Source organism: Ruegeria sp. BA2, assembly GCF_056539605.1.
In genome coordinates, this window is the sequence record NZ_JBQFVE010000011.1 from 60,411 (window position 1) to 86,417 (window position 26,007).

A 26,007-nucleotide genomic window follows, 5' to 3' on the forward strand; every position below is an offset into this window, starting at 1 on the left:
TCTCCTTACGAATTGGAAGTTTCGATGTTGGGTGTTCGGACCTTAGTGCGACGGATGCAGCGCATCCTTCAGATATACACAGGTCAGAATGGTGAATACGTAGGCCTGAATGAAGGACACGAGGACCTCAAGGCCGTACATTGCGGTGATCGCCAGAACGGACACGGGCGAGATCGCGGCAATCGCGGCAAAGCCTGCGAACACTTTGATCACGGCGTGGCCTGCCATGACGTTACCAGCAAGACGAATGGAGTGGCTGACCGGGCGTACGAAGTACGAGATCAGCTCGATAATCGCCAGAACCGGGCGAAGCGCCAGCGGTGCGCTGGAAACCCAGAACAGGCCCAGGAACGCGGCACCGTTTTTGACAAAGCCGAGCACGGTCACGGTCAGGAAGACCGACAGAGCCAAAGGGATGGTCACGGCGAAATGCGATGTTGTGGTAAAGGACATGGGGATCATGCCCAGGAAGTTGGCGCAGACGATGAACATGAACAGCGTCATGACATAGGGGAAGTACTTGACGCCTTCCTTGCCGCAGATGTCTTCCAGCATTTTGTAGATGAAGCCATAGGCCAGTTCGGCCACCGACTGCATCCGGCTCGGAACAATCGCACGCTTTGAGGTGCTGAGCACCAGCAGGGCAAAGATCGCCGCAATCGCCAGGAACAGCCACAGGGTCACGTTGGTGGGCGTGTACCAGGCAATCGCACCGTCGCCAAAGAGCGGCTTAACGATGAACTGGTCCATCGGGTGGAAAACCAGGCTGCTGCCTTCTGCTGCGGTGGTCTCAGTTGCCACGTTCAGTCCCTCTCGTCCTTCTCGGCAGCTGTCGCTGCCGCTTGTTTCTCTTGAACCTCTTTCGCGCTGCGGAGCATAACCTTCACGCCCGCGACAAGGCCCAGCAATGTGAACAGCACCAGAAAGATCGGGATCGTCCCGAACAGGCTGTCCAGCCCGTATCCGATGCCAAACCCGATCCCCAGACCGGATACCATTTCGATGACCATCCTCCAGGCAAGCTCGCCCCCGGATACGTCAGCATCTGCGCGGGGCTTGGGCGCTTTGGCCTTTTTCGCCGCTTCGATCTTGGCCTCCAGCTGCGCCATACGCTGCTTTTGGTCATCATCGGTCACGGGCGTTTCCCTCGTACAGTCTTGGGTAGGGTGCTAAGGGGCTGAGGGCGCAGAGTCAACGGCGTTAAGCGCGCAGGATGTATGCTGGTAAGTGTAAGATTTTTATACTAAAAATCTCAACCTCGCTTGGTAGCCTCGTAGCGCAAGAACTGTGGATTGAGCAAATGGGCCTGAATCTGCATATTCAACCTTTTGGTTGAGTTTAGCTTTGCTCTCCTAGCGCCAAACTGTCGCCCAGTTTTGCAGACAGATGTTCAGAATGAGATTTCAGGTACCGATTGTGACGACCCCTATCAAAAAACAGGCCATTCTTCTGGGCATTCTCTTGTGCCTGTCGATTCTCAGCTACACCAAGCTTGGCGAAACCATCGCATTGATCGCCGCGATCAGCATGATCGGGTTGCCAATCACGTTGGTTCTGTTTGCCTTGCCCACAATTGCCGCCGCGATCGCAATCTTGCTGATAACCCAGGCCACGGGTCGTTTGGCCGGGATTTCATTTGGATGGATATTTGGTGCTGCGATTTGCATCGGGTTTTATCATTTGCCCGAATATGTCCTGCGGCCCGCTGCCAAAGCTGAAGCCGAAGCGATGCTGGCGCAAGACACGGGCTGGGATGGCGCCTTCGGGGAAAGGCGTATTGCACTGTTGGGCACCCGCCGCATCGGCGAATGCAGCACTCGCTGCCGTGAATTACTGGCTGCAGGGGCTGAGGAGGTATTCATACCCGACCAAAGAGAGGACTACTGGCAACTTGATCAACTGTCCGGCAACGTCGGGGGCTTGTCATTTTTCATGCGCGCGCAAGGACAGTGCGATCCCGTTCTTGATGAGCTTCGGCGCGCCCATTCGGGCGTAATGGTATCCCGGTTTGATCGGGATGAGTGTTATCAGGCAAGACCCGCCATCTTGGATGAAATGGACATCGCCATCTGGAATGGACGCATCCGACACCCCGCCGGAACACGCTGGATTGAGAACCTTCACCGCAGCCGGTTGTTCCGCCGCGATACGACCGGGTGGCAATTGGCTGAACAGTCCAGCCAGGCCTCATATCGACTGGTGATCCACGCCATGCTCACACATTGGGGCGGCTATGGGATGGAGATCAAGTTTGATCCCGGCTTCTACTGGAAGCGGGCCACAATCGGAGAGCGCCCGGAAACTCCGTTCTTCAAAGCTGGCTCTTGACCCGCCGGGGTTATGCGGTGAGTTAGGAATATGTCCAACGACCTCGATACTGTGTTTGCGGCCCTCGCCGACCCCACTCGACGCACCATCCTTGCAATGTTGCTTGAGGATGACATGGCCGTCACGGACGTGGCGGAACCGTTCGAGATGTCGCTGGCCGCGATTTCGAAACATCTGGTGATTCTGACCAAGGCAGGGCTGATTTCTCAGGAAAAACGCGGCCGAGTGAAATGGTGCAAGCTGGAACCTGACGCCCTGCGCGCCGCGTCGGTGTGGATGCAGGGGTTCGGACAATTCGAGCCGGTCAATCTGGACGCGTTCGAACGGTTTCTTGAGGTTGAATTGCCCTCGGACGAGGCCTAGCGCACCACAAAGACCGACATGCTGGCGTGTTTGGCCAGATATCCCGCGTGGCTGGACAGGATGTAGTCTGTGATCCGGGGCGCGTGGGTGCCGACGACGATCAGATCGGCCCCGATCTCTTCGGCTGTGCGGGTGAGATCCCGGTCAACCTCGACCGCGACATCAACCGAGTGAATGTTGCGCGTGTCCACTTGTGTGCCGCTTTGCATCGCAATTTCGCTTGCGAAGGTCTGCAATTCTTTGGCGATCGCGTCTGTTGTCAGCTTGCTATCCCCAGGCTGCGGGCCAGTGACCGTGACGATGGTAACCTTGGCATCCTGCCATTTGGCCAATTGCGCAGCAACCTCGGTGGCCTTCTTGACCTCAGGTGGCATGTGCAGATCGATCGGGACCATGATGTGTTTGAACATAGTGGCGTCCTCCTGAACCTGAGATATGTCAGCCCGCGCAATTCGCCAGTCTGACCCACCGCTACGACTTGGGCAGCGGGCTCAGCCCTCGCGGCTGTATTCCACCCCGGTCACAACCCCCGTCGCGTCGGCGCGACAGAGCCACGGTGCTTCCGCCCCGGCTACGAATACGCTGGTGACCGAGCCCGTCGGGCTGGACTGGGTCGACATCGCTTTGACGCCATCAGGCCCGGTGCCGGTTTCGGCCCCCACCAAAGCCTCGCAACTGGCTTGCAGGTCGGCTTCGGCCGAGTCGTTTGCGCCGCCCGGGGCGCAGGCGGACAGCGTCAGCAAAGCGGGAATAAGTGACAGTGTTTTCATGGCCCAGCTCCTTGGTGGTGGCAGGCAGGCTGCCACATCAGGCAGAAATCACAAGCTTCAATTCGAGCGCACCGGAGTGTTTGCAGGCGCGTCTTCACCTTTCAGCAGCAACAACAGCGCAACAGCAGTGAGCGCAGCACCCACCAGCACCAACGCGGTCGGCGCAGGGCGACCCAACGCGATTTCCCACAGGATCACCCAACTGGGTGTCAGGTAGGTGTAGGCCATGACCTTGGCTGCAGGCAAACGCAACGCTGCAAACTGGACCAGAACAAAACTGGCCGCAGTCGCAAAAAGCGAGATGTAAAGCAGCGTCACCCAAACGATCCCGGGAAGATTACCCCAATCGACTGCACGAATGTCCGACCAGCCCCAGGCCGTCAGGATCAAACACCCGGCCACCAGCGTGCCGAAGGTGAACACAACCGCAGGCTCCCCCCGGTTCAGCCGCCGCACCATGGGCGTATAGACGGCATGGGCAGCGCAGCCCCAGAAATAGATAATCTCTCCACCACCGATCTCGAACGCCTGAAACGCCTGCCAATCTGCCCGGAAGATCACCCAAAGCGCCCCAACAGCACCGACGCTCAGCGCAAAGGCCATGCGCGGCGTTGTTATCTGGCGCAGCAGCACCCACCCGGCCAGCGCTGACATGACCGGGGTCAGCGTAAAGACCGCAGCCGCACTGACCGGGGGTGCAGTTTGCAACCCGTAAAACATCAGAACAAAATACGTCCCGAACAATCCGCCCAGCACCAGATAGCGCCATGGCGCCTGTGCTGCGCTGCGCGATATGCCTGTGGTGGCAAGCGCTGCGATACCGATCACCACTGCCGCAATCGCAAAGCGCGCCGCTGTGATCGCCGAAGGTGCAATTTCATTCGCCGCCATTGAACCCAGCGAAAAGCTGCCCGCCACCAGGGCCGAGAATGTCAGCATGGCCAGATGGCCGCGCGCTTGTGGGGTCACGGCAGCCAGCCTTTGGACTGATCTTTCAGGAAGCTAAGGAACGCCTGCACTTTGGTTGTCCGATGCAGATCCACGTGGGTCACCAGCCACAGTTTGCCTGACCATTCGGGCAGAGGCGCCATCACCTCGACCAGTTCGGGGTCGCGCGCGGCCTCCCACCGGGCCATGAAACCGATGCCGGCCCCGGCCAATACGGCCTCGCGCATGCAGAAGTTGTTTGTGCAGCGGAAGGTGATCGCCTGTTCCGGTGCGTTGGCGCGCAGCCAACGGGAAAACGGCGCGCGGCTGTTTTCATCATCATTGCCAACAAAGAAGTGGTTGGCGAAATCCTCGACCCGCGCGGGTTTGCCGTGGCGCGCGATATAGCTTTTGCTGGCGAACAGCCCGACCTCCTGCGGAATGAAGGGTTGAACAACATTGTCGGGCTGATCCGGCGCGGCCCCGGCCCGGATGGCCACATGCGCCTCGCCATATTCCAGCCGGAACAGGCGGTCGCCCGTCAGATAGCGCACGATCAACCCCGGATGTGTCTGCTGGAACTCGGTCAGCGTCGGTACAATCAACGGGGCCAGAGAGGCCAGTGAGGTCACCACCAGCTCGCCCGAGACATCATCGCCGCGCCCTTTCATGCGGCCGACCAGTTGGTTGAACTGATCCTCGGTCGCCTGCGCCACGCGCAGCAGATCTTCGCCCGCTTCGGTTGGGGTATAGCCGCGCGCGTGACGCTGGAACAGTTTCACGCCCAACCGTGCCTCGATTGCATCGATATGGCGGATCACCGTGGCATGGTGCACACCCAGCACGTCCGCTGCCCCGCTGACCGTTCCCATGCGCGCCACCTGATAGGCGGTTCTCACTTCATCCCAATTGTCCATTGCATCTGATCCAATGTGCAAATTCTAACAATGCTTGTTGATATATCCGAGTTTTGTTCACATTCGCAATAGTCATATTGAGGCAACAGAAGGTAAATCCGCAACAAAGGACACCCCGAAATGACTAATACCATCCTGCATATCGACGCCTCCGCCCGCCGCAACGGATCTGCGACGCGTGATCTGTCTGACCGGGTGGTGCGCCACCTGAACGCCAGCCGGATCATCCGCCGTGATCTAGCCAGCCCCCTGCCCCTGCTGACCGAAGACTGGATCGGTGCCAACTTCACCCCCGCAGATCAGCGCGACGCAAAACAGCACGAGCTGCTGGCCCTGTCCGACGAATTGGTGGCCGAGCTGCAAAGGGCCGATACCATTGTCATCGGGCTGCCGATCTACAACTTTTCGGTTCCCGCCGCGTTCAAGGCCTGGATCGATCTGGTCGCCCGTGCGGGTCTGACATTTGCCTATTCCGAGGAAGGTCCCAAAGGCCTGCTGGAGGGCAAACGCGCCATCCTCGCCGTTGCTTCGGGCGGTACCGCTGTTGGCTCCGAGATCGACTTTGCCACCACCTATGCCCGCCATGTTCTGGGCTTTATCGGCATCCATGATGTCGAGGTTATTGCCGCAGACCGCATGGCACTGGACCCCGAGACCACTTTGTCCAAGGCACAGAAAGCGGTCACTGAGTTGGCGGCCTGATTGACCTGCACCCCCTGAACCGTCCAGTCTACGCCAAGGCAATTCAGTAGACTGGGCGTTTCACATGAAGAAGATCGGGATTCTGGGCGGTGTAGGCTGGGCTTCGACCGTCGACTATTACCGCGCGATTGCCGAAGGCGCGGGCCGGTATTTCGCAAAGCGCGGCCATGGATCGCCACTGCCCATTCCACCCATGACCATCGAATCCGTCACCCAAGCCAGAACCCGCGCCTTGCGCGGCGTGGCCGGTGATGAGGAAAGCTGGGCCGCCTTCGACGCGGTGTTCCGAGAGGCCCTGCTGACATTGCAAAACGCAGGCTGTGATTTTGGCATCATCGCCTCGAACACCCCCCATGCGCGCCTTCATGCAATCCGCGACGGGGTCTCGATGCCCATTCTCAGCATATTCGATGCAACCGCCGAAGCGACTGCCACGACCGGCGCGACCAAAGCGTTGGTTCTCGGCACCGCAGTGACCATGCAGGCCAGCAATTACGCTGATCGATTGGCTGCCGATGGGATCACAGCAAACACCCGCCTGCCCGATCCTGAGATTGCCGAGATGCAGGCGATGATCGACGGCGATTTCTACGGCGGCGCATCTAACACCGCACATGCGCGTCTGCTGGCCTTCTGCAACAAACATGCCGCGCCTGGTACGGCCATTCTGCTGGCCTGTACCGAGTTGCCGCTGGCCTTCCCCAACCATCTTGACGACCCGGTGTTCGAGGCGGATGGCCACTTGTTCATCAACCCTTCTGCCGCCCATGTCGCTGCGGCGTTGAACGTAGCGCTTGAGGGGTGATCAGGGCAGCCAGGTCACTTCGCATCCGGTCCTGGAAAAGAATGTCATCAAATCATCGCGCGCGAACGCGACGGTGCGGTCATTCACCAGCGGGTGCATGTAGATCACGTCTGCCCTCTGCGCCGCGGCATCCATGAAAAACCGCACGTCATTCTGAACCCCGTTGATCATGGCCAACGGGCTGACCGCACCGGGACGAATGCCCAGATTCTGCATCAGCCGATCGGCCGAACCGAAGGACAGATTGCCAATCCCCAATTCAGAAGCCAGCGCCTTGAGGTCAATCTCGCGGCTTTGTTCCAGCGTGACCAGGTAGTTCCGCTTTTTCTTGTCGCGCAGGTACAGGTTCTTGAGCCGCAGGGCGTTTTCACCCGGCACCATGAACTGATCTTCGACCCCTTTGGCGTCCTCGACCGTTCGCAGCGGCACATGGGTGTGCAGGCGATACGGCAGTCCCCAATCGTCCAGCTGCGCCAACAGCGCATCCGAGCTGAGCGGCAGTGTATCCTGAAATGCGGATGATGCGTCCATGGGAACCTCCTCGTACACCGCGCTCATCGCGCAACCGTGGGGTAAATTCAAGCCACGACAGGCGCCGCATTCGATGCTAGCGTGCCGCCATGAAAGTCACACGCAATTCCCCGAACCAACTGATCCTGTCTGATACGCCATGGTTCATTGGCATCTCATTGATGTTCTTCATCCTCGCCTTTGTCGGCGCGGGCCTGTTCATGGTTACGCAAGGGGGCGAGGGTATCTGGTTTGGTATCTTCTTCGCTCTCTTTGGTGGCGGAATGGGGGTCGGAGCCTTCTGCACCTTTGTACGCCGTGTTCAGGTCATACTGGACCGGGACAAGGATAGTATCATGATCCGCAGGCAATCGGTCTTTGGCTATGAGGCGGTTGAACACAAGCTGTCAAACCTGTCCCATGCCGAAACCGAACAAACGGTGTCACGCCGAGACAGCAGCTCATCCACCCTGTATCGCCCTGTCTTGATCCTGGATGAAGGCATGAGCGCCGGACGGCATCCGATTGTCGAGGCGTTCTCGAGCGGTCGTGGCGCGCGTGAAATGGCGGATGCGGTCAATGAATGGCTTCCTGCGCGACAGGAGGAGGCCCGGATAAAAGCCTGACGCTTACAAAGTTTGCCCGTGCTCCAGCCAGGCGCGTTCGGATGCGCTGACCATCTCGGACAAACGCGCATCATAGCGGGCCATGTCGTCTGCGGTCAGCCTGCCGTCCCACTTGTTGCTGGTGCCAGAGGCGAAGAATTTCGCATAATCCTGAAACCCGCTTTTGAACCCTGGCTTTTGTGACATCCGCCGCGCGTTTTCCTTCATCGAGCCAAAGCTTCCAGCTTGCGCGATATCGTCAATCATCGCTGGTTCGACCTCGGTCCTCATGATCCGGGCAAGCCGTGCCACCTGCCCCGACAGATCGCGGCTAAGTTCCGCGTAATGCAGGAAATGGATGTTCGGCAGATGCCGGAAGGTCGAAAATGACCGATAATGATGGATGAATGAAGCCAGAGTCAGATCATCCGTGCCCTTGGATAATGCGGGCCGCTCAAGGAACATCGCGAAAGCTTCGGACATATCTTCGGGAAACAGGTAATCCAGCCAGTCGTCTTTCATATTCTCCACATGACTGCGCAGCGAAAAATGCACGTCGACCGGGTGACGATGCACCACCAGATAGGTCGCCTCTGGGGAATAGGTGATCCCATCCAGCGGCGTATGTGTCTTGATACAGCGTCTGTGGGTTTGCGCCTTCAGCAAAGCGTCCTGCTCGTCGCGGTCTCTGAACCCGCAATCCACCCAAGGGGAAACCCGGTTGTTGTAGGTTGCAGGGTCGGCGGTTTTGGTGATCAGCATCCGGACCAGCGACTGCGTCCATGTGGTGCCACACTTGGGCGGCGTGCAGACAAAGATATCGTCCGGGCGGATTTCGAAACTGGACCAGATGTCGGTATTCGTAACTTCGCCGACATAGTCCTTGGTGCGCTGCGGCAATGATTGACCCATGGATAATCTCCAAACCTGCCCCCGACCTCAGGACGCTACACCATCCGGTCTTTTGCTCAAAGCGCTCGCCTTGACTCAGGTGGCCCATCAGCGTAGAGGACGCCCAAACATCCGGAAGCGTCTGATCTTCCGGTCCCTTGAGTCGTTCAGGGATCGCCCCTCACCAGCGAGTTTCGCCCGTGGGGGCGTTTGTGCATTTAACCGACGCGTCCTATCTAGGGCACGCCACCAGATAACCGGCTAAGGAGGCCGAAGGCATGTTTGAAAATCTATCCGAACGCCTTTCCGGCGTCTTTGACCGGCTGACCAAACAGGGTGCCCTGTCTGAAGAAGACGTGAAAACCGCCCTGCGCGAAGTCCGCGTTGCCCTGCTTGAGGCCGACGTCTCGCTGCCGGTGGCGCGCGAGTTCGTCAAGAAAGTACAGGAACAGGCGACCGGTCAAGCTGTCACCAAATCGATCACGCCCGGCCAGCAGGTCGTCAAGATCGTGCACGACGCGTTGGTAGATACACTGCGTGGTGAGGAAGACCCCGGCGCGCTGAAGATCGACAACCCGCCCGCGCCGATCCTGATGGTCGGCCTGCAAGGCTCGGGCAAGACGACCACCACCGGTAAGCTGGCGAAACGCCTGAAAGAGAAAGAGGGCAAGAAGGTCCTGATGGCCTCGCTCGACGTCTATCGTCCGGCGGCGATGGATCAGCTTGCGGTCCTGGGCACGCAGGTTGGTGTAGATACGCTGCCAATCGTTCCCGGCCAGACGCCGGTCGATATCGCCAAGCGCGCCAAGCAACAGGCAACGCTGGGCGGCTATGACGTCTATATGCTCGACACCGCGGGCCGTCTGCACATCGACGAAGTCCTGATGGACGAGGTGGAACAAGTCCGCAACGTCGTCGACCCGCGCGAGACCCTGCTGGTGGTCGACGGTCTGACCGGTCAGGTCGCCGTGGAAGTGGCCGAAGAGTTTGACACCAAGGTCGGTATCTCGGGCGTGGTTCTGACCCGGATGGACGGTGATGGGCGTGGCGGCGCGGCGCTGTCGATGCGCGCTGTTACCGGCAAGCCGATCCGCTTTGTTGGCCTGGGCGAGAAGATGGACGCGCTGGAGACCTTCGAGCCGGATCGGATCGCCGGTCGTATTCTGGGCATGGGCGACATCGTTGCTCTGGTCGAAAAAGCCCAGGAAACGATGGAGATGGAACAGACCGAGCGCATGATGAAGCGCATGGTCAAAGGTCAGTTCAACATGAACGACCTGAAAATGCAGCTGGAGCAGATGATCCAGATGGGCGGTATGCAGGGCATGATGGGCATGATGCCGGGCATGAACAAGATGGCCAAGCAGATGGATCAGGCCGGTCTGGACGATAAAATCCTGCGCCAGCAAATCGCGCTGATCCAGTCGATGACCAAACGCGAACGCGCTAACCCGCAACTGTTGCAAGCCAGCCGTAAGAAACGGATTGCAGCCGGTTCGGGGATGGAGGTCAGCGACCTCAACAAACTGCTCAAGATGCACCGGCAGATGTCGGACATGATGAAGAAAATGGGCAAGATGGGCAAAGGCAAGATGCTGAAACAAGCCATGAAGGGCATGTTCGGCAAAGGCGGCCCCTCGCCCGAGGACATGGCAGCAGGCATGGACCCCAAAGCGCTGGAACAGGCAGCCAAGGCGATGGGTGGCAAGATGCCCGGCGGAATGCCCGGTCTGGGTGGTGGCATGGGTCTGCCTCCTGGTCTTAGCGGGTTCGGAAAGAAAAAGTGAACCTGATTGCCGATCATATCCCACGGTTAGAGACCGAGCGCCTGATCCTGCGCGCGCCGTCCGAGGCTGACCTGGACGCGGACACTGCGTTCTTTGCCAGCGATGCGGCGAAGTTCGTCGGTGGCCCTCTGCGCCGGGATGAGGTGTGGCGGGTGTTTGCCTCGCTTCTGGGCCACTGGGCCGTACGCGGCTACGGCTATTGGAGCGTTGATGAGAAAGACACCGGTGCTTATGTCGGTCGGATAGGGCTGTGGTTCCCCGAAGGCTGGCCCGAGCCAGAGGTCGGTTGGACGCTGATGACGCACGCCACCGGCAAAGGTTACGCGACCGAGGCGGCACTGGCTGCACGTTCGTATGCCTATGACGCGCTGGGCTGGGAGACTGCGATCTCGCTGATCGATCTGGACAATACCGCCAGCAAGGCCGTGGCCAAGCGGATGGGAGCGCAGTTTGAATATAACTATGAGCACCCAAAATATGGCACCTCGGAAATCTGGCGGCATCCTGCGCCTGCCGATCTGGTGAATGGCGGGATGGAGGCCTACGCATGATCGATCTCCAAATCCCCACTCTGAAAACCAAGCGCCTGATACTGCGCGGCCCCGAGGCACTCGATTTCGATAATGTTGCAGAATTCTTTGCCGACAAGGAACGCAGCTGGGGCTTTGGCGGCCCGCTGGACCGCAATCAGGCCTGGCGTTGGTTTGCCAGCATGATCGGCCATTGGGTCCTGCATGGTTATGGTTTCTGGACCGTCGAAACACATGATGACAAACCAGTAGGCTTTGTCGGGTTGTGGTATCCGGAAGGCTGGCCCGAACCGGAACTCGGCTGGGTCATGTTTGCCGGGAGCGAAGGCAAGGGATTTGCCCGGGAAGCCGCCGAAGAAGCGCGTCGCTATGCATATGACGTGCTAGGCTTTGAGACTTTGAGTTCGAATATCTTTCCGGGCAATGATCGCTCGGTTGCTTTGGCCGAACGCATGGGTGCGCGTTACGAACGCAGTTTTGAGAATGTCTCGCACGGTACCGAACTGGTTTATCGCCACCCCGGTCCTGACCAGATTTTGGAGGGGATCGCATGACCACGTTCACCATCCCCTCTGTCGAAACAGATCGCCTGATCCTGCGTGCGCCACATCTGGATGATTTGCCCGGAATGACCGAATTCTTCGCGACCAAGCGCAGCCATATGGTCGGCGGGCCAAAGGATCCGTTTGAGTGCTGGAATTCGTTGTCCAACCGGCTGGGTCATTGGGCGCTGCGCGGTTATGGCCTGTGGCATCTGACCGAAAAGGCCAGCGGCGCATTCGTGGGTTGGGCTGGAATCATCGACGTCCCCGGCTGGGCAGAACCCGAACTGGGCTGGACTCTGATGGCTGAGGCCGAAGGCAAAGGCTTGGGATTTGAGGCCGCAGCGGCTGCGCGCGACTATGCTGCCCGGCATCAGGGCCTGAACGGGGTGATTTCCTATATCGCCCATGCCAACGATCGCTCGCGCGTGTTGGCCAAACGGTTGGGCGCAACGCTTGAGATTGAGCGCGCCGAGCTATTGGGCAAGCACGCTCAGATCTGGCGCCATCCGCAAATTGACTTGACCACCGAAAGGACCGGCCAATGACCAACCCCGTGACACAGGCTGCCACGCTGTTGAAAGAGCATCGCGAAAGCATCGACCGGCTGGATGCGATCCTTGTCTATACGCTGGGCGAGCGGTTCAAGCACACGCAGGCTGTTGGCAAGCTCAAGGCCGCACACGACCTTCCCCCGTCCGATCCCTCGCGCGAGGCTGCGCAGATCGCACGGTTAGAAGACCTGGCGAAAGAGGCCGATCTGGACCCCGATTTCGCCAAGGCTTTCCTGAACTTCATCATTCAGGAAGTCATCCGACACCACAAGAAACACCAGAACTAAGCCGGTCTAGCACCGGATACGCCATTCAAAGGAGATACCACCATGGCAATGAAAATTCGTCTCGCCCGCGGCGGCTCGAAAAAGCGTCCTTTCTATCGCATTGTTGCGGCTGACAGCCGCATGCCGCGCGATGGCCGTTTCATCGAAAAGCTGGGCACCTACAACCCGCTGCTGCCGAAAGACAGCGAAGAGCGCGTGAAAATGAACCTGGAGCGCATCCAGTACTGGCTGGATCAGGGCGCACAGCCCACCGACCGTATCGCACGCATGCTGGAAGCTGCTGGCGCACGCGACAAGGCCGAGCGCAACAACCCCAACAAAGGTACTCCGGGCAAGAAAGCTCAGGAGCGCGCGGAAGAGAAAGCGGCCAAGGCGGCTGAAGCTGCCGAAGCCGCTGCTGCACCGGCTGAAGAAGCAGCTGCAGAAGAATAAGCAGTCGGGCGCGTGCAGGATCAGGCTTTTACCGACGATTTTCGCGCGCAGTTCGATCTGTTGATGCGGCTCCGGCGCGATGTGCGCCGGTTCCGCATGGACGCGGTAGACGAGGCAGTGCTTATGCGCTGCCTCGACGCGTTTCGACTGGCCCCTTCGGTGGGGCTGAGCGAACCCTGGCGCGTGATCCGCGTCGAAACTCAGGCTGCGCGTGACGCGGCGCTGAAGAATTTCCAAGCCGCAAACGAACAGGCGCTGACCGGATATTCCGGCGAAAAGGCGCAGCTGTATAGCCAGTTGAAACTGTCCGGGATGAAAGAAGCCCCGGTGCAGCTGGCCGTGTTTTGCGACGATGCCACCGACAAAGGCCAAGGTCTGGGCGCAGGTACTATGCCCGAGATGCGGCGCTATTCTGTGGTCTCTGCCATCACCCTGTTCTGGCTTGCCTTACGGGCAGAAGGGCTGGGGCTGGGTTGGGTCTCGATCCTCGACCCGGACCAGATGGCGCGCGATCTGGAGGTGCCCGCGGACTGGCGTCTGATCGGTTATTTCTGTGTAGGCCTGCCCGAAAGCTATTCGGATACGCCTGAACTGGAGCAGGTCGGTTGGGAAGACCGCAATGACACTTTGCCCATCGAGGTGCGCTAGACATGTTCGGATTGTTACGGCTTCCCATCCTGCTGGCGATCGCCTTTATTGTGGGCGTATTCTTCGAACGCTCGAACCAGCGCGAAGCGTGCGAGGTGATCGGGCAATGGCGGGACGGGCTATGTGTAACGGATGGTCGAAATGAGTGATCTGATCTGTGTGGGCAGCATCGCGGGCTCATATGGGGTGCGCGGCGAGGTGCGGCTGAAAAGCTTTTGCGCCGTCCCTGAGGATATCGAAGGCTATTCGCCGCTGACCGATGAGACCGGCAAGGATCGCTATCCGGTGGTTCTGACCCGCGCGATCAAGAACGGTTTTGCCGCCCGGTTGGGTGGGGTTGAAACCAAGGAAGCGGCGGATGCGCTGAATGGCCTGCGCCTTTACGCGCGGCGCGATCAATTGCCGTCGCTGCCGGATGATGAGTTTTACCACACCGACCTTATCGGGCTTGAGGTTTATGACACCGGCGGCACTCTGCTGGGCCGGGTGAAGGCGGTTCAGAACCACGGCGCGGCGGATCTTCTGGAACTGCATGGTCCGGGGCTGAAAGCCACCGCGCTGCTGCCCTTCACGCTGGAGTCGGTACCGACCGTTGATCTGGACAAAGGCCGCATCATCGCTGATCCGCCCGAGGGCCTGCTGTAATGCGCCGTGTGTTGCTGCATCTGGGTCTGCATAAGACCGGGACGACGGCGGCGCAGTCCTTTCTGTTCGAAAATCGCTCATTGATCTGGCCGCACCATGCGTTGGTCCTGCCCTATCGGACCCGCAAAACCGGCCTGTCCGAAGCAGCCACACGCTATTCCGTCTACGGCACCCCTGGCGCGATGAGCGATTTCAAGGATCAGATGCGGCACTTCCTGAATTCACTGGAGTTCGGCCAGAAGCGCGGGCTGGTTCTGAGCGAAGAGAATTTCTCGGGCCTGCGCCCCAGCCGCAATGTCGCGGTGGGATATGAGGCCGCGCCCCAGCTCGCCTCGTGCCTTGTCGGCCTGATCCGCGACCGATTTGCCGGGGAAGAGGTGCATATCACGATCTACTACTCGTTGCGCCAACGCGGAAGCTGGCTGCGCAGCCTGTGGGCGCATGATCTGCAACGATCACGCCTGATTCAGGATTTTGAGACCTTTCGCGCCAGACTTGAACCGGTTTCCTCGCCACAGATCGCGGCAGAGGCGGTGCGCGACCGCCTGCCCTCGGTCTCGGTCCGGACGGAATGGTTGGAGGACCTGCAGGGTCTGCGCCACGGACTTGGACATACCTTTGCCGAATTCCTGGACCTACCCAAGGACAAGGCCGCCGAATTGGTCGGCCCGACCCGATCCAACCCACGCCTGCCTGAAGATATCCTGCAGCAGATGTTAGAGATGAACCGCTCGGCTCTGGACGATGCGGCCTTGATCGATCAAAAGGCGGCTCTGGTGCAAAGCGTCCAAAATGATCTGATCGGCTCGAAATGACAGAAAAACCCGGAAAGTCCCATGGCCGCAAAGCCATCCGCCCGACGCTGAAACCGCGCGAGTTGATGACGCCCACGCCAGACCTGCACGGGGTGTGGAAGGCCAAGATCATCACGTTGTTCCCGACCGCCTTCCCCGGCGTTCTGGGCGAAAGCCTGACAGGCAAGGCCCTGCAGGACGGGTTGTGGCAGCTGGAAACCATCGATCTGCGCCAGTTCGGGGTCGGCAAGCACCGCAATGTGGATGACACCCCTGCGGGCGGCGGTGCAGGCATGGTGCTGCGCGCTGATGTTCTGGGCGAAGCCATCGAACATACGATGGCGGGCATCCGGGGCAACTGGCCGTTAATCTACCTCAGCCCGCGCGGACGTCGGATGGATCAGAGAATGATGCAAAACCTGGCCCGCTGCGATGGCATGACCCTGCTGTGCGGGCGGTTCGAAGGCGTCGATGAGCGGGTGCTTGAGCATTACGGCGTGCAAGAGGTCAGCTTGGGCGATTTCGTCATGACCGGTGGTGAGATCGCCGCACAAGCACTGATCGACGCCACAGTCCGGTTGATCCCCGGTGTGCTGGGCAATCAGGCCTCAGCCGAGGAAGAAAGCTTTTCCTCGGGCCTGCTGGAACATCCGCAATACACCCGCCCGGCCGAGTGGAAAGGCCGCCCGATCCCCGATATTCTGATGTCGGGTCATCACGGCCGCATTGCGGATTGGCGTCATGAGATGTCTGAACAGATCACCCGCGAACGGCGGCCCGATCTGTGGGACGCCTATCGGAAAGCGCAGGACGAAGCATCAGACTAGGTCGCCTAGTGTGGCGCGCACGCCGCAACATCCGGTATTTATCGCTCGCATCTTGAAGCTGAACAGTCGCTGATTTACTCGTGCCATAGATGTTGCTTGAAGCAATTTCCGTTCACTTCATTACAGGCTGCCACATGAAAAAAATCCTTTGCGTAGCTGTGCTTGCCGTATCGGCTTGCACAACCAAACCCATCGAAATGTCAGTCCCAACGCAAGCTGGCCACAATCTGCATTCTGCGCGCATCGCTGTGCAAAACTGCGCAACCGAAGCTGACATCGGGGGCGACGCCGCTGTGATTGGCGCGTATCCTACCTTTATTCTGATGTCATCGATTTTAGTCGGTTCAGTCACGGCCTATGTCACGCGGCATGATCTGCGTGCTCAAGGGGAAATCGATCAGGTTGATCGCTGCATGACCGAGCACGGATTTGAACGCCGCGAATTGAATGGCGGCGAACGCTTCTGGCTGCGTGACTCGGTCGGAGAAGAGCGGGTGCGCCGGTTGGATCACCTTGTCGGCGGCGGCACCATAGAAACCTATGGTGTGCCCGCAACGTGAGGCGTTCCTGACTTCCACAACGCCCAAGTCTCGGGCGTGCCGTTGAAGGTGTTGATGTCAACCTTGCCCTGAACCCCCGGCACTAGCCCGGTGCCGGTGTATTGCCAGAACCGCCAGACCGAGCCTGGATATACGTTGCGCGGATGGCCCGCGACCGAACGAAGCCAGAATTCGGTTTTGGGAAGTCGTCCGATATCGGTGTCGCCGTAGAAATCTACCGTCGTGTAGACAATCGGACGTCGGCCATAGTGGCGTTCGAGGATGTCGAGGAAGCGCTGCGCTTCGGCCCGGACGGTGCGGCCATCGGGGCGCAAGGTGCAGGTTTTGGAATGGGGCGTCCATTCCATATCGAGCACATGCGGCAGGTCGGACCCTTTGGGTACATTCCGGATGAACCAGCGGGCCTGCTCATGCGCCGGACGGCAGAAATAGTAATAATGATAGGCCCCCCATGGCACCCCGGCGGCCTGCGCGCCGCGTCGGTGTTCATCAAACATCGGATCGGTAAAATCTCCGCCCTCGGTGGCTTTGATGAAGGCAAAGCTGACACCGTTCTTTTGTGCGGTCCGCCAGTCAATCGGCCCCTGCCAGCGCGACACATCCAGCCCGTGCACCGGGTAATGGCCGGGATGACGCCCCTCCCACGGGTGCGGGTCGGCGTCGCCAAAGGCGGGGTAGATGATCGAAGGCGGGGTCGTGTCCGCAAAGGCCTGCGGCTCAACCGCCTGTGGCTGCGGGCCGCGGCGGCCACATGAGACGAGTGCAAGTGCCAGAACGGCCAGCAGGATTGCTTTGCGCATCTTATGATCCTGTATCAAATATCTGCTCTTATAATTGATCCCAGAATGCCTGATCTGGCAGACAAGGCAACGGTGGATTTGACGGGCGGCAAAAACTCACCTGTTTCACCACGAATAAGTCTTGATCCCCGCCCGCAAAGCCCGTAAAGCAGCGCAATCCGGTGTGGCGTAACGCGACTCCGGTGTTTTGGTTTGCATCCTGACGTGACGCCCGGCTTTCTTCGGCCACGGCGCAACAGGGCGGACCGGACCAAAAGGAACATTCGATCTGACCTCTGGCGGGCTGTACGCAGGACCCGGTGAAGACCAAGAGCTCTCAGGCCGTGCCCAAACTTCGTGGACCAACCACGAGCAGATAGGAGTAAATGCGATGGACCTGATCGCACAGCTTGAGGCGGAACAGATTGCCGCCCTGGGGAAAGACATCCCCGATTTCAAAGCCGGTGACACCATCCGTGTCGGCTTTAAAGTGACCGAAGGGTCGCGTACCCGTGTGCAGAACTACGAAGGCGTCTGCATCGCGCGCAAAGGTGGCAGCGGCATCGCCGGTTCGTTCACCGTTCGCAAGATTTCGTTTGGCGAAGGCGTGGAGCGTGTGTTCCCCCTGCATTCGACCAATATCGACAGCATCACCGTTGTCCGCCGTGGCCGCGTTCGTCGCGCCAAACTGTACTATCTGCGTACCCGTCGCGGTAAATCCGCACGTATCGCAGAAGTCACCAACTACAAGCCCAAGGCTGGCGCCGAGGCGTAAGGAGCGGAAAGATGAAAAAAGACATCCATCCCGATTATCACCTCATCGACGTCAAAATGACCGATGGCACCGTGGTTCAGATGAAATCCACCTGGGGCGCCGAAGGCGACCAGCTGGCTCTGGAAATCGACCCCTCCGTGCACCCCGCATGGACCGGTGGCTCGTCGCGCCTGATGGACGCTGGCGGTCGTGTGTCGAAGTTCAAGAAGAAATACGAAGGTCTGGGCTTCTAAGCCGGACTTTATTCAAGATGCGAAAGGCCGTCCTGTTTGGGCGGCTTTTTTTGTTCTTCTGCCGCGTTTACTGTTTGATCAGAAATCAAACCCGGTCTGGACGGGCGGCGTGTAAGGCTCGATCATGTCCTCGCCATCGGCCCCGCGTTTGATGGGTTTGACGGTGTGATATTCGAACCGGCCTTCGTACTGCGTGCCCAACGACTGCTGCGCCTCTTGCGCAGTTGTGACGCCCGATAGCCAGCTTTCGATCTCATCCGGGGTCAGGATCACCGGCATTCGGCTGTGAATATGCGCGATCTGAGGGCTGGGTGGTCGGGTCAGGATCGTACAGCTGTGGCTGCCATCATCCGTTCGGTAAAACCCCGCAAAGAACATCACCGGGGCATTGCGCTGAACCGAGATGTAGACCGGACAATCATGGCCCTGATCCTTGGGCCATTCGTAATAGCCCAGCGCCGGAATAAGACAGCGCCCCTTGTTCCAGTACTCCTGCCAGAAGCTGACATTTTCGATCTTCGAGTTGATCATCGGCTTCTTGCTGCGCGGGTCCTTGATCTGCCAGCGCGCCGTCGCCAGCTCGGCCCGGTCTCCGTCCCAACGGACCATGCCAACCCGATTGGTCGGAGACACATTGTACCCGCCCGAAGGCAGCTGTTCGGGCAGATCAGGCGAGACCTTGCCGTAGAGAAAATACTCGGTAATCGCCAGCATTTCCCGCTGTGTCAGGTGACCGGCTGCAAATTTTCCACACATGGCGAAAACCTAGGCCGATTGGGCGATTGTCACAAGTGGACCATTGGGCATTCAGTCCTTGGTCAGATCAACGGCGCTGTGTGGTGGGGGCACCGGTCCCCGCAGCAGCGCGGCGGCTAGGATCATACCCAAAAGCGTCGCCATGGCAGCGACAAACATAGCGCTGTTAAAGGCATCATCCTGCAAATCCCGCAGGGCACGCGCCAGCGTTTCGCCTGTGGTCGGATCAAGCCCGGCGATAAGCTGTTGCACCTGACTTGCGGTGCCATGTGTCAGCGCATGGGCCAGATCAGCCCGTTGCTCGGATCCGGTGGGCAAGGCATTGATCACCTCGGTCAGGCCACGCCGGGTGGTGACCGCTTCGGCCAACCCGCCGACCACCGCACCAAGCGTGGCCCCAAAATAAAGAAACGCATTCACCACGCCCGAGCCCTGCCCCACATGCTCTTCCGGCAACAAGCGCAGGCCCAGACGCGGCAGCAGCGAGAATCCGATGCCCATCCCGATCCCGATGATCACCAACTTCCACCAAATCGCGCCCATTCCGGTTGTGTTCGTCGTTGTGGTCAACAGCAGGAACCCGCAAGCCATGAACCCCATGCCCAGGATCACCGGCCATCGAAAACTGTAAGGCGCCAGAAAGCGCGGGGCGACCACGGATACGACAAACATGCTGAGGCTTAGTGGCAGGATCGCCACCCCGGCCCCGACGGCAGACAGACCGAATGCATCCGGCGATTGCACGAAGACGTTGAAATAGACGAAAAAGCTGAACAGCGCGAAGCCGGTGATGAACATCCCTGCCGCCGCCATGAAATAGCGGGGGTGGCGGAAATACCGCAGCTCGATCAGGGGGTCTGCGCTGCGGCGCGAGGTGATGACCAGCGCAATCACCGCCACAGCCGACACGGCAAGCGGGATCAGGGTCGATCTTGTGACCCATCCGTGGCTTTCCCCATTGCTGAGTGCAAAGGACAACGGGCCAAGCAGCAGGACCAGTGCGAATGCCCCCGAAAGATCGAATTTTGCGCCTGCAAGACGGGTGTCGGGGACGTAATGCTCTTTACTGACCCGCAACCCGACCACAAAGGCCACGATCAGCAGCGCCAGATCGGTGGCAAACACGCCCCGCCAGCTGAGGTAATGCGCAAAGGCACCGCCGACGATCGGACCAACTCCGATTGCCAGCCCCACGATTGCGCCCCAGGCACCGGTGACGCTGGCGCGCTGTTCCTCGGGCGTGGCGGCAGTCAGCAGCGACAGCGAGGTGCCAAACAGCGCCGCCGCCCCTGCGCCTTGCGCCCCGCGGCCCGCCAGCAGCATGGCCGCGTCCTGCGAAAACAGCACAAGGGCAGAGCCAAGGGCAAACACGATCATCCCGGCAAAGAAAACGCCCATCTTGCCGGTGATGTCGCCAAGCCGGCTGACGATGGTGACAAGCGTGGCGCTGACGACGGTATAGATCGCCATCACCCATTGCAGGCTAGAGGGTGACAGATCAAACTCGGCTTTCAGGTTGGGCAGGATCGTCGCAACGGCCGTGGTATTGAAGCCAACAACCATCATGCACAGCGCCGTCATCAGCAGAACCAGACGTGCCCCCGCCGCGCCGGATGTGCCCTCGGTTGTGTCTTTTAACATCTGCCTGTCCCCCATTCAGGAATAGCGCACTGACCCTTCGGGCAGCGTGTTGTGCCTATTATTAAACGATTTTTTGCCGATAGGTATAATTTTTACCGGATGGCGCACCCTGCGTCCTTCAGACCCAGTAAGACAGCGCCACTGGCAGCACCAGGATCGTGGTCAGCGTCGAGACCAGAATAAACCCGGCCACATCCGGCCCATATTCCGGCACATGCTGATCAATGAATAGATAGGTCGCGACCGAGGATGGCATCAAGCAGCACAGGATCACCGCGCCTCGCTCGGCCCCGGTGAAACCAAAGGCCCAGACCAAAGCGCTGGCAATCACCACCGCCATCACCAGATGCAGCACGGTCAGCAAGACAGCACGCCCAAGGCTCTTGATCCGAAGCGTCGCCAGCGTGTGGCCCAGCGTCAGCAACATCAGCGGGATCGAGAGCCCGCCCAGAATGTCAAAGGATTTGGCCACCGGTTGCGGCAGGCTGGTTCCGGTGGCCATCAACACCAGCGACAGTGCGACCGCGTAGATAATCGGCGATGTTGCCAGTTTCTTGGGCGAAAACTCTCCGGCCGGAATCCACATGCCGATCGTGAAGATACTGATCAGCACAACGACCACAAACCCCATCGTATAGGCCATGCCCGCATCGCCCAGCGCCAAAAGGGTTATGGGCAAGCCGATATTGCCCACATTGCCATGCATCAGGGGCGTCAGAAACGCCCGCACCGGCAGCCGCATCAGCTTGAGCGCGACAAAGCCCAACAGACCAAATCCCGCAATCGCCAATGCCGCCGCTGTCATGACGTCAAGAAAGGCGCCCACGGCGATCTGGGTAGTCGACAAATGTGAGATGATCAACGTCGGATACCCCACACGCGAGACAATTCCACCGATGACCTTATTGTCAAACGGGGCTTTGATTACGGCCAGAACATAGCCGATTCCAGCGCAGATCAAGACGGGCAGAACCACGTTCAGGACATTCAGAAACAGATGATCCAATGGCTGCCCTCGATCACAAATCCATAGGAAGGACAGTGAAACAGGGGTGTGTGTTTGGCAAGGATTTACCCTAACCCCCAAGTACCACGCACTTTTCCAATTTGAGGCCTGATAATAGCGCGCAAGACGGCCCGAGGTTCTTCCCTTCCCGGCTCACACAACATATAGTGGCTGCCAACAACGTGTAGGCAAACACGGCGGGACTTGGGAATACAGGCATGGCACATATCATTGTGGTCGGGAACGAAAAGGGCGGCGCAGGCAAATCGACCGTGTCGATGCATGTGGCCACCGCTCTGGCTCGGTTGGGGCACAAGGTCAGCACGCTGGATCTGGACCTGCGCCAGCGCAGCCTGGGCCGGTATTTTGAAAACCGGTTGAATTTCCTCAACGGCTCGGACCTGTCTCTGCCTAGTCCTCGCCACCATGACCTGCCCGAGATCGACGCCAGCGCGCTGAAACCCGGTGAAAACATCTATGATCACCGCTTGTCGGCTGCTGTGGCCGAGTTGGAGAGTGACAGCGATTTCATCCTGATCGACTGCCCCGGCTCGCATACCCGCCTCAGCCAGGTGGCCCATTCGCTGGCCGATACGCTGATCACGCCTCTGAATGACAGTTTCATCGATTTCGATCTGCTGGCACGGATCGATTCAAAAGGTGAGAAAATCCTTGGCCCTTCAGTCTATTCCGAGATGGTCTGGAATGCGCGCCAGCTGCGCGCGCAGGCCGGTTTGAAACCCATCGATTGGGTGGTGGTACGCAACCGGGTCGGTACCCAGCGCATGGTCAACAAGGAAAAAATGCAACGCGCGATCGAGATGCTGTCGCAGCGCATCGGTTTCCGCGTCGCTTCGGGCTTTTCGGAACGAGTGATCTTCCGCGAACTCTTCCCGCGTGGCCTGACCTTGCTGGACCTCAAGGATATCGGGGTCAAGCAGCTCAACATCTCAAACATCGCCGCGCGTCAGGAGCTGCGCGACATGATGAAAGAGTTGAACCTGCCCGGTGTTGAGATCGATTTCTAAAGGCTCAGAGCGGACGGCGCTTTCAAGGGTTTCGGATAGGATTTGTTCGGCGGGGCGGCCTGCGCCTTGCCGGTGCTGGCCTCAACATATTCCGTCTTCATCTTATAGGTGATTTTCTCGGGAAGCTTTTTCAGCTTCCGTTTCACCCGATCCGTGCAGTTGCTGAACCAGGGCGACATGCTTCCATCCGCTTTTACCGTCAGCTGGACACGGACAAAGTGCTTGTTTGACAGCATTTTCTCGGCGTTTTTCGCCGCCTTAAAAAAACTGTACAAGGCCGTCTCAAACCTCTCCATCACAGCGTTCTTGTTGCGGTCCAGCGGCACAAGGTTTTCGGCTTTCCCCGACCCGCCCAGCTTTTGCGCCAGAAGATGGCCGCGCACCCAGCGCTGTGCATTCAACTCGGCGTAATCTGCCAGCTCAAGCACACCCGTCAGTTTGAGTTCCTTAAGCAACGAATCCACAGACCGCATGCGTTCAATCTTTTTTACATCAAGGCTGGAAACCGCTGCAGCCACGTCCGAGACATTGACGAAGTCGCGCACATTCCAGTTCGTGTTGAATTCATCAACAATCACGCATTCGCTCTTGCTGGCGCTTTGACCCCGGTCCAGACAGGTTGAGGTCAGCGTGGCAATCGCTGCCCTGCCTCCGAAAACCTTGTCGCTCGAGCCATATTTGACCGAATATTTTGGAACTTTCAGTGCCATCAATCTTACAAAATCCTGGTTGGGTAATTTTCAAAAACATATCAAAAGCCACTCGTGACCGTGCAATTTCACGGATCAAGCCGCGGCTGCAGAAAGGCAGCCGCCTGCAACGATGATAGTTAACCTATTGCTGCAGCGTCAACTGACGAGCATTCTCAGGGTCACAGCACGCTGCGCAATCCGCGCCAGTCGTGGCCTCAGCTCACAGCTTGATAAACCGTAAACAACTCTTTCGGCTCCACCACGCCCCGCAACATATAGCGCCCGACCGAGATCAGGTCGTGCTCACAAGGCTGCGCCGCGCGGGCCACATCATCCGAGATCAAAATACGCTGGCCCAATGATCGATGCATTCCCGCAATCCGCGCCGTCTGGTTCACGGCAGGACCAATCACGGTAAAGTCCAGACGGCTGTCTGAACCGATATTGCCGTAAAGAATTTCGCCCGAATGCAGTGCCAGAGTATAATTTGATACGGGTTGGCCTCTGGATGCGCGCTCGGCATTCAACTCGGCCATGCGGGTTTGCAGCAGGGTCGCCGCGGCCAACGCGGCGCGCGCGTCGGCATCTATCTCACCGACATCAAACATCGCCATGACGCCATCGCCCATGAATTTGAGAATATTGCCGTCGCAGTGATGAACCACATCCACAACCACCGCGAGGTAATCGTTCAGCATATCGATGACCTCGATGCCCGGCAGTTCTTCCGAAAGGCTGGTGAACCCTTCTAGGTCAAAGTTCCAGATCACCGCATCGATTTGCTGCAAGGATCCGCGCCTGATCTCACCGGACAAGACCCGCCGACCGGCATCGCGCCCTAAATAGACGCGCATCAAGTCCTTCGACACCCGCGCGTTCGACGCTGATTTCAACGCCAAACCCAGATGCGGCAACGCCGTATTGATCATCCCAAGATCATCGTCGCAAAATCCTTCGGGGGCGTTGCTCGACCATGACATCAAAACGCCGTCGATGGCGTGCTTTTCGTCATATGGATTACGCTGCGCCGGTACGTCAAAGCTGACACCGGTCGCGAAATAGTCCGTGGCCCCGTTTTCCCGCAGATCATTCAGCAGAGGAAAGCGGCTGGGTTCATTCTGGTCGACCAGCCGTTCGCGGATCGAGTCAATATCTTCGTGCAAAATGGCATATAGCGGGCTTTGCGTCCAAACCTCGCTGGGCTCTTCGGAATACTCAAAGGTTTCCAGATTGCTGCCTTTGTTTTGGTACCAGCTATAGCCCGTTCCGCCATAGACAGGATGCAATGCGGGTTGCGCCGCGTGGAAACGCATCAAAGGTACACCGAGATCAACCAAACGGTTACAATACCCGTCCAGCAACTCTTGTTTGTCGGCCCCTTCCAGGCCTCGGGTCACCAACCAATCGATTAGGTCATGGGATTTTGCCGTTGGGGAAACCGGCGCTGTCATATTATCTTCCTGTGTCCGTTACGTGGTTGATCTGGGGTTGGGGGTCGCGAATTTCCAGTGGCTTATTCCATTCCGGCCAGACGCCGCAGCATCATGCGCAGCAATGCCGCCTCGCCCGTCGTAAAGCGCGACGCCAGCTTAGCGTCATAATCGCGCGCGATGCCACTTAGTTCACGATAAACCTTCTGGCCAGCATTGGTCAGTGACAGCCTTTCGACTCGCCTATCATTTTCATCCCGCAACCGCTGCAGGTATCGGCGTTCTTGCAATCGGCTCACGGCGCGGCTCACTTTGGTCTTGTGTATCTTGGCGCGCACCACAATATCCCGCGCTGTCATCTCACCATGATTGCCGAGGTGAAACAGCACCCGCCATTCGGTGCGCAGAATCCCGTAGCGATCTTTGTAAACGCGCTGAAACTCAAGCGAGCTTTCCTCGGCCGCCTGATTCAACAGAAACGGCAGGAAATTTCGCAAATCAAACTCATCTTTTTCGTCATTATTTGGCTGTGTCATCCTTGTTAGTTACAAAATCAACTATTATTCGACAAGTAGCAAGTTGAAGGACCGGCGGAAACAAGATGAGCTTTGAACTCTGGATCACCTATGTCGCGACGGTGTTGCTGCTAATGAGCACACCGGGGCCCAGCCAGTTGCTGATGCTGTCCAACTCCGCGACCAATGGATTGGGGCGTGGTGTGTTCACTGCCGCCGGGGATCTGACGGCAAACTTCCTGCAAATGCTGGCCGCTGGGCTAGGTTTGGCCGCCCTGATCGCCACATCCGGGACCGCGCTGGCCGTGATCAAATGGCTGGGTGTGGCCTATCTAGTCTATCTCGGCGTCAAGCAAATCGTGAAAGCACGCGTTGCCGAAGCCAGCGATGCGCCACGCGCCAGCCGCAAAGCGCTCTGGATGCAAGGCTTCATCACATCTGCCGCGAATCCGAAGGCTGTGGTGTTCTTTGCCGCTCTGTTTCCGCTGTTTATCGATGGCGCGCTGCCGTTCTGGCCGCAATTCGCCATCCTCTCTGCCACCTACCTGATTATAGACGGGTTGTTTCTGACCGCCTATGGCGCCAGTGCCAGTTGGCTTGCCCGGCGCCTGCAGGGGCCGGCAAGGCTTTGGCTCGACCGGATCGGTGGCAGCTTCATGATATTGGCGGCAGTCCTGCTAGGATTCAAATCCCTGCGCGCCGCCTCGTAACCGAAAGACATAAGGACG

The 26,007-nt window shown here is 58.8% G+C and carries 36 protein-coding genes; 21 read left to right on the forward strand and 15 right to left on the reverse strand.

Annotation, left to right across the window (positions count from 1 at the left end; all coding sequences use genetic code 11):
* Positions 1-42 precede the first annotated feature (42 nt).
* Together ACR0NN_RS19450 and ACR0NN_RS19455 are read right to left on the reverse strand one after the other, a co-directional pair.
* Positions 43-801 carry a F0F1 ATP synthase subunit A gene (locus ACR0NN_RS19450; RefSeq protein ID WP_170686636.1) on the reverse strand — a complete coding sequence of 253 codons (759 nt, stop codon included), beginning with the start codon at positions 799-801 and terminating at the stop codon, positions 43-45.
* Positions 802-803: 2 nt separating this feature from the next.
* Positions 804-1,136, reverse strand: coding sequence for an AtpZ/AtpI family protein (locus tag ACR0NN_RS19455; RefSeq protein WP_170724522.1), 333 nt, complete (start codon positions 1,134-1,136; stop codon positions 804-806).
* Positions 1,137-1,395: 259 nt separating this feature from the next.
* Here ACR0NN_RS19455 and ACR0NN_RS19460 point away from each other — a divergent pair, with 259 nt between their 5' ends.
* Positions 1,396-2,328, forward strand: a complete 933-nt coding sequence (locus tag ACR0NN_RS19460) for a hypothetical protein (RefSeq protein WP_170724525.1) — start codon at positions 1,396-1,398, stop codon at positions 2,326-2,328.
* A gap of 30 nt (positions 2,329-2,358) precedes the next feature.
* Positions 2,359-2,691 carry a metalloregulator ArsR/SmtB family transcription factor gene (locus ACR0NN_RS19465; protein WP_170686633.1) on the forward strand — a complete coding sequence of 111 codons (333 nt, stop codon included), beginning with the start codon at positions 2,359-2,361 and terminating at the stop codon, positions 2,689-2,691.
* Here ACR0NN_RS19465 and ACR0NN_RS19470 read toward each other — a convergent pair.
* The 4 genes from ACR0NN_RS19470 to ACR0NN_RS19485 form a co-directional block, all read right to left on the reverse strand.
* Positions 2,688-3,101 carry a universal stress protein gene (locus tag ACR0NN_RS19470; RefSeq protein ID WP_170724528.1) on the reverse strand — a complete coding sequence of 138 codons (414 nt, stop codon included), beginning with the start codon at positions 3,099-3,101 and terminating at the stop codon, positions 2,688-2,690. The genes ACR0NN_RS19465 and ACR0NN_RS19470 overlap by 4 nt on opposite strands.
* A gap of 81 nt (positions 3,102-3,182) precedes the next feature.
* Positions 3,183-3,461 carry a hypothetical protein gene (locus tag ACR0NN_RS19475; protein WP_480685341.1) on the reverse strand — a complete coding sequence of 93 codons (279 nt, stop codon included), beginning with the start codon at positions 3,459-3,461 and terminating at the stop codon, positions 3,183-3,185.
* Between the two features lie 57 nt (positions 3,462-3,518).
* Positions 3,519-4,430: a DMT family transporter gene (locus ACR0NN_RS19480; protein WP_170724531.1), complete on the reverse strand. Its 912-nt coding sequence runs from the start codon at positions 4,428-4,430 to the stop codon at positions 3,519-3,521.
* Positions 4,427-5,305, reverse strand: coding sequence for a LysR family transcriptional regulator (locus tag ACR0NN_RS19485; protein WP_170686629.1), 879 nt, complete (start codon positions 5,303-5,305; stop codon positions 4,427-4,429). The genes ACR0NN_RS19480 and ACR0NN_RS19485 overlap by 4 nt, the downstream gene beginning before the upstream one ends.
* A 120-nt stretch (positions 5,306-5,425) precedes the next feature.
* Between ACR0NN_RS19485 and ACR0NN_RS19490 the strand changes: the two genes are divergently transcribed.
* Entirely contained in the window at positions 5,426-6,007 is a 582-nt protein-coding gene (locus tag ACR0NN_RS19490) for an NAD(P)H-dependent oxidoreductase (protein WP_170724533.1), read from the forward strand.
* Between the two features lie 64 nt (positions 6,008-6,071).
* Entirely contained in the window at positions 6,072-6,812 is a 741-nt protein-coding gene (locus ACR0NN_RS19495; protein ID WP_170724536.1) for an aspartate/glutamate racemase family protein, read from the forward strand.
* Here the strand turns inward: ACR0NN_RS19495 and ACR0NN_RS19500 are convergent, their stop codons facing one another.
* A complete protein-coding gene (locus ACR0NN_RS19500) occupies positions 6,813-7,343 on the reverse strand; it encodes a prolyl-tRNA synthetase associated domain-containing protein (RefSeq protein ID WP_170724539.1) in 531 nt (176 codons plus the stop codon).
* Positions 7,344-7,432: 89 nt separating this feature from the next.
* Here ACR0NN_RS19500 and ACR0NN_RS19505 point away from each other — a divergent pair, with 89 nt between their 5' ends.
* A complete protein-coding gene (locus ACR0NN_RS19505) occupies positions 7,433-7,948 on the forward strand; it encodes a UbiA prenyltransferase family protein (RefSeq protein ID WP_170724541.1) in 516 nt (171 codons plus the stop codon).
* A 3-nt stretch (positions 7,949-7,951) separates the two neighbouring features.
* Here ACR0NN_RS19505 and ACR0NN_RS19510 read toward each other — a convergent pair whose 3' ends face one another.
* Positions 7,952-8,839, reverse strand: a complete 888-nt coding sequence (locus ACR0NN_RS19510) for a sulfotransferase domain-containing protein (protein WP_480685345.1) — start codon at positions 8,837-8,839, stop codon at positions 7,952-7,954.
* Between the two features lie 257 nt (positions 8,840-9,096).
* Here ACR0NN_RS19510 and ffh point away from each other — a divergent pair, with 257 nt between their 5' ends.
* From ffh to ACR0NN_RS19570, 12 genes are all read left to right on the forward strand, one after another.
* Complete coding sequence (gene ffh / locus ACR0NN_RS19515; protein WP_170724546.1) at positions 9,097-10,605, forward strand: signal recognition particle protein; 1,509 nt, start codon at positions 9,097-9,099, stop codon at positions 10,603-10,605.
* A complete protein-coding gene (locus ACR0NN_RS19520) occupies positions 10,602-11,156 on the forward strand; it encodes a GNAT family N-acetyltransferase (RefSeq protein WP_170724548.1) in 555 nt (184 codons plus the stop codon). The genes ffh and ACR0NN_RS19520 overlap by 4 nt, the downstream gene beginning before the upstream one ends.
* Positions 11,153-11,689 carry a GNAT family N-acetyltransferase gene (locus tag ACR0NN_RS19525; RefSeq protein WP_170724553.1) on the forward strand — a complete coding sequence of 179 codons (537 nt, stop codon included), beginning with the start codon at positions 11,153-11,155 and terminating at the stop codon, positions 11,687-11,689. The genes ACR0NN_RS19520 and ACR0NN_RS19525 overlap by 4 nt, the downstream gene beginning before the upstream one ends.
* A complete protein-coding gene (locus tag ACR0NN_RS19530; protein ID WP_170724555.1) occupies positions 11,686-12,225 on the forward strand; it encodes a GNAT family N-acetyltransferase in 540 nt (179 codons plus the stop codon). The genes ACR0NN_RS19525 and ACR0NN_RS19530 overlap by 4 nt, the downstream gene beginning before the upstream one ends.
* Positions 12,222-12,518 carry a chorismate mutase gene (locus tag ACR0NN_RS19535; protein ID WP_074737903.1) on the forward strand — a complete coding sequence of 99 codons (297 nt, stop codon included), beginning with the start codon at positions 12,222-12,224 and terminating at the stop codon, positions 12,516-12,518. Before ACR0NN_RS19530 ends, ACR0NN_RS19535 begins: the two co-directional genes overlap by 4 nt.
* 42 nt (positions 12,519-12,560) lie before the next feature.
* Entirely contained in the window at positions 12,561-12,950 is a 390-nt protein-coding gene (rpsP, locus tag ACR0NN_RS19540; protein ID WP_170356106.1) for a 30S ribosomal protein S16, read from the forward strand.
* Between the two features lie 12 nt (positions 12,951-12,962).
* Positions 12,963-13,598, forward strand: coding sequence for a 5,6-dimethylbenzimidazole synthase (gene bluB / locus ACR0NN_RS19545; RefSeq protein WP_170724567.1), 636 nt, complete (start codon positions 12,963-12,965; stop codon positions 13,596-13,598).
* Positions 13,599-13,600: 2 nt separating this feature from the next.
* A complete protein-coding gene (locus ACR0NN_RS19550; protein ID WP_170392664.1) occupies positions 13,601-13,747 on the forward strand; it encodes a hypothetical protein in 147 nt (48 codons plus the stop codon).
* Complete coding sequence (gene rimM, locus ACR0NN_RS19555) at positions 13,740-14,243, forward strand: ribosome maturation factor RimM (protein WP_170724569.1); 504 nt, start codon at positions 13,740-13,742, stop codon at positions 14,241-14,243. Before ACR0NN_RS19550 ends, rimM begins: the two co-directional genes overlap by 8 nt.
* Positions 14,243-15,058 carry a hypothetical protein gene (locus ACR0NN_RS19560; protein ID WP_170686617.1) on the forward strand — a complete coding sequence of 272 codons (816 nt, stop codon included), beginning with the start codon at positions 14,243-14,245 and terminating at the stop codon, positions 15,056-15,058. The genes rimM and ACR0NN_RS19560 overlap by 1 nt, the downstream gene beginning before the upstream one ends.
* The gene (gene trmD, locus ACR0NN_RS19565; protein ID WP_170724574.1) at positions 15,055-15,864 is read left to right on the forward strand and encodes a tRNA (guanosine(37)-N1)-methyltransferase TrmD; all 810 of its coding nucleotides are present in this window, start codon (positions 15,055-15,057) and stop codon (positions 15,862-15,864) included. The genes ACR0NN_RS19560 and trmD overlap by 4 nt, the downstream gene beginning before the upstream one ends.
* Before the next feature lie 197 nt (positions 15,865-16,061).
* Complete coding sequence (locus tag ACR0NN_RS19570) at positions 16,062-16,424, forward strand: hypothetical protein (protein ID WP_170724576.1); 363 nt, start codon at positions 16,062-16,064, stop codon at positions 16,422-16,424.
* On the opposite strand, the gene ACR0NN_RS19575 is transcribed toward ACR0NN_RS19570, so the two are convergent.
* The gene (locus ACR0NN_RS19575; protein WP_170724578.1) at positions 16,403-17,224 is read right to left on the reverse strand and encodes a glycoside hydrolase family 25 protein; all 822 of its coding nucleotides are present in this window, start codon (positions 17,222-17,224) and stop codon (positions 16,403-16,405) included. The genes ACR0NN_RS19570 and ACR0NN_RS19575 overlap by 22 nt on opposite strands.
* 370 nt (positions 17,225-17,594) lie before the next feature.
* On the opposite strand from ACR0NN_RS19575, the gene rplS reads away from it, so the two are divergent.
* Together rplS and rpmE are read left to right on the forward strand one after the other, a co-directional pair.
* A complete protein-coding gene (gene rplS / locus ACR0NN_RS19580) occupies positions 17,595-17,978 on the forward strand; it encodes a 50S ribosomal protein L19 (protein ID WP_039541573.1) in 384 nt (127 codons plus the stop codon).
* A gap of 11 nt (positions 17,979-17,989) precedes the next feature.
* The gene (rpmE, locus tag ACR0NN_RS19585) at positions 17,990-18,211 is read left to right on the forward strand and encodes a 50S ribosomal protein L31 (protein ID WP_170542971.1); all 222 of its coding nucleotides are present in this window, start codon (positions 17,990-17,992) and stop codon (positions 18,209-18,211) included.
* 78 nt (positions 18,212-18,289) lie between these two features.
* Here the strand turns inward: rpmE and ACR0NN_RS19590 are convergent, their stop codons facing one another.
* The 3 genes from ACR0NN_RS19590 to ACR0NN_RS19600 all read right to left on the reverse strand — a co-directional run bounded on the left by ACR0NN_RS19590 (position 18,290) and on the right by ACR0NN_RS19600 (position 21,614).
* Complete coding sequence (locus ACR0NN_RS19590) at positions 18,290-18,967, reverse strand: SOS response-associated peptidase (RefSeq protein ID WP_170724581.1); 678 nt, start codon at positions 18,965-18,967, stop codon at positions 18,290-18,292.
* Between the two features lie 51 nt (positions 18,968-19,018).
* On the reverse strand, positions 19,019-20,608 hold the full coding sequence (locus tag ACR0NN_RS19595) for an MFS transporter (RefSeq protein WP_170724583.1): 1,590 nt from the start codon (positions 20,606-20,608) through the stop codon (positions 19,019-19,021).
* A 118-nt stretch (positions 20,609-20,726) separates the two neighbouring features.
* Positions 20,727-21,614: an AEC family transporter gene (locus tag ACR0NN_RS19600; protein ID WP_170724585.1), complete on the reverse strand. Its 888-nt coding sequence runs from the start codon at positions 21,612-21,614 to the stop codon at positions 20,727-20,729.
* Positions 21,615-21,832: 218 nt separating this feature from the next.
* Here ACR0NN_RS19600 and ACR0NN_RS19605 point away from each other — a divergent pair, with 218 nt between their 5' ends.
* The gene (locus ACR0NN_RS19605; protein WP_170686610.1) at positions 21,833-22,642 is read left to right on the forward strand and encodes a division plane positioning ATPase MipZ; all 810 of its coding nucleotides are present in this window, start codon (positions 21,833-21,835) and stop codon (positions 22,640-22,642) included.
* Here the strand turns inward: ACR0NN_RS19605 and ACR0NN_RS19610 are convergent.
* From ACR0NN_RS19610 to ACR0NN_RS19620, 3 genes are all read right to left on the reverse strand, one after another.
* The gene (locus ACR0NN_RS19610) at positions 22,639-23,352 is read right to left on the reverse strand and encodes a DNA/RNA non-specific endonuclease (RefSeq protein ID WP_170724588.1); all 714 of its coding nucleotides are present in this window, start codon (positions 23,350-23,352) and stop codon (positions 22,639-22,641) included. The two genes, ACR0NN_RS19605 and ACR0NN_RS19610, sit on opposite strands and share 4 nt — an antisense overlap.
* Positions 23,353-23,549: 197 nt before the next feature.
* Positions 23,550-24,785, reverse strand: coding sequence for an adenylate/guanylate cyclase domain-containing protein (locus tag ACR0NN_RS19615; RefSeq protein WP_170724591.1), 1,236 nt, complete (start codon positions 24,783-24,785; stop codon positions 23,550-23,552).
* A gap of 62 nt (positions 24,786-24,847) precedes the next feature.
* A complete protein-coding gene (locus ACR0NN_RS19620; RefSeq protein WP_170724595.1) occupies positions 24,848-25,300 on the reverse strand; it encodes a MarR family transcriptional regulator in 453 nt (150 codons plus the stop codon).
* 65 nt (positions 25,301-25,365) lie between these two features.
* On the opposite strand from ACR0NN_RS19620, the gene ACR0NN_RS19625 reads away from it, so the two are divergent.
* Positions 25,366-25,989 (forward strand): LysE family translocator, encoded by a 624-nt coding sequence (locus ACR0NN_RS19625; protein WP_170724598.1) that lies wholly within the window; start codon positions 25,366-25,368, stop codon positions 25,987-25,989.
* Positions 25,990-26,007: the final 18 nt, after the last annotated feature.

Coding starts and splice junctions, on each gene's coding strand:
- ACR0NN_RS19595 (WP_170724583.1), bottom strand. CDS start 20,608: ATGTTAAAAGACACAACCGAGGGCACATCCGGCGCGGCGGGGGCACGT.
- ACR0NN_RS19465 (WP_170686633.1), top strand. CDS start 2,359: ATGTCCAACGACCTCGATACTGTGTTTGCGGCCCTCGCCGACCCCACT.
- ACR0NN_RS19535 (WP_074737903.1), top strand. CDS start 12,222: ATGACCAACCCCGTGACACAGGCTGCCACGCTGTTGAAAGAGCATCGC.
- ACR0NN_RS19610 (WP_170724588.1), bottom strand. CDS start 23,352: ATGGCACTGAAAGTTCCAAAATATTCGGTCAAATATGGCTCGAGCGAC.
- rpmE (WP_170542971.1), top strand. CDS start 17,990: ATGAAAAAAGACATCCATCCCGATTATCACCTCATCGACGTCAAAATG.
- ACR0NN_RS19505 (WP_170724541.1), top strand. CDS start 7,433: ATGAAAGTCACACGCAATTCCCCGAACCAACTGATCCTGTCTGATACG.
- ACR0NN_RS19470 (WP_170724528.1), bottom strand. CDS start 3,101: ATGTTCAAACACATCATGGTCCCGATCGATCTGCACATGCCACCTGAG.
- ffh (WP_170724546.1), top strand. CDS start 9,097: ATGTTTGAAAATCTATCCGAACGCCTTTCCGGCGTCTTTGACCGGCTG.
- ACR0NN_RS19460 (WP_170724525.1), top strand. CDS start 1,396: ATGAGATTTCAGGTACCGATTGTGACGACCCCTATCAAAAAACAGGCC.
- rimM (WP_170724569.1), top strand. CDS start 13,740: ATGAGTGATCTGATCTGTGTGGGCAGCATCGCGGGCTCATATGGGGTG.
- ACR0NN_RS19590 (WP_170724581.1), bottom strand. CDS start 18,967: ATGTGTGGAAAATTTGCAGCCGGTCACCTGACACAGCGGGAAATGCTG.
- ACR0NN_RS19525 (WP_170724553.1), top strand. CDS start 11,153: ATGATCGATCTCCAAATCCCCACTCTGAAAACCAAGCGCCTGATACTG.
- ACR0NN_RS19560 (WP_170686617.1), top strand. CDS start 14,243: ATGCGCCGTGTGTTGCTGCATCTGGGTCTGCATAAGACCGGGACGACG.
- ACR0NN_RS19615 (WP_170724591.1), bottom strand. CDS start 24,785: ATGACAGCGCCGGTTTCCCCAACGGCAAAATCCCATGACCTAATCGAT.
- ACR0NN_RS19550 (WP_170392664.1), top strand. CDS start 13,601: ATGTTCGGATTGTTACGGCTTCCCATCCTGCTGGCGATCGCCTTTATT.
- ACR0NN_RS19570 (WP_170724576.1), top strand. CDS start 16,062: ATGTCAGTCCCAACGCAAGCTGGCCACAATCTGCATTCTGCGCGCATC.
- ACR0NN_RS19605 (WP_170686610.1), top strand. CDS start 21,833: ATGGCACATATCATTGTGGTCGGGAACGAAAAGGGCGGCGCAGGCAAA.
- ACR0NN_RS19490 (WP_170724533.1), top strand. CDS start 5,426: ATGACTAATACCATCCTGCATATCGACGCCTCCGCCCGCCGCAACGGA.
- ACR0NN_RS19495 (WP_170724536.1), top strand. CDS start 6,072: ATGAAGAAGATCGGGATTCTGGGCGGTGTAGGCTGGGCTTCGACCGTC.
- trmD (WP_170724574.1), top strand. CDS start 15,055: ATGACAGAAAAACCCGGAAAGTCCCATGGCCGCAAAGCCATCCGCCCG.
- ACR0NN_RS19510 (WP_480685345.1), bottom strand. CDS start 8,839: ATGGGTCAATCATTGCCGCAGCGCACCAAGGACTATGTCGGCGAAGTT.
- ACR0NN_RS19485 (WP_170686629.1), bottom strand. CDS start 5,305: ATGGACAATTGGGATGAAGTGAGAACCGCCTATCAGGTGGCGCGCATG.
- rpsP (WP_170356106.1), top strand. CDS start 12,561: ATGGCAATGAAAATTCGTCTCGCCCGCGGCGGCTCGAAAAAGCGTCCT.
- ACR0NN_RS19475 (WP_480685341.1), bottom strand. CDS start 3,461: ATGAAAACACTGTCACTTATTCCCGCTTTGCTGACGCTGTCCGCCTGC.
- ACR0NN_RS19500 (WP_170724539.1), bottom strand. CDS start 7,343: ATGGACGCATCATCCGCATTTCAGGATACACTGCCGCTCAGCTCGGAT.
- rplS (WP_039541573.1), top strand. CDS start 17,595: ATGGACCTGATCGCACAGCTTGAGGCGGAACAGATTGCCGCCCTGGGG.
- ACR0NN_RS19575 (WP_170724578.1), bottom strand. CDS start 17,224: ATGCGCAAAGCAATCCTGCTGGCCGTTCTGGCACTTGCACTCGTCTCA.
- ACR0NN_RS19625 (WP_170724598.1), top strand. CDS start 25,366: ATGAGCTTTGAACTCTGGATCACCTATGTCGCGACGGTGTTGCTGCTA.
- ACR0NN_RS19530 (WP_170724555.1), top strand. CDS start 11,686: ATGACCACGTTCACCATCCCCTCTGTCGAAACAGATCGCCTGATCCTG.
- ACR0NN_RS19620 (WP_170724595.1), bottom strand. CDS start 25,300: ATGACACAGCCAAATAATGACGAAAAAGATGAGTTTGATTTGCGAAAT.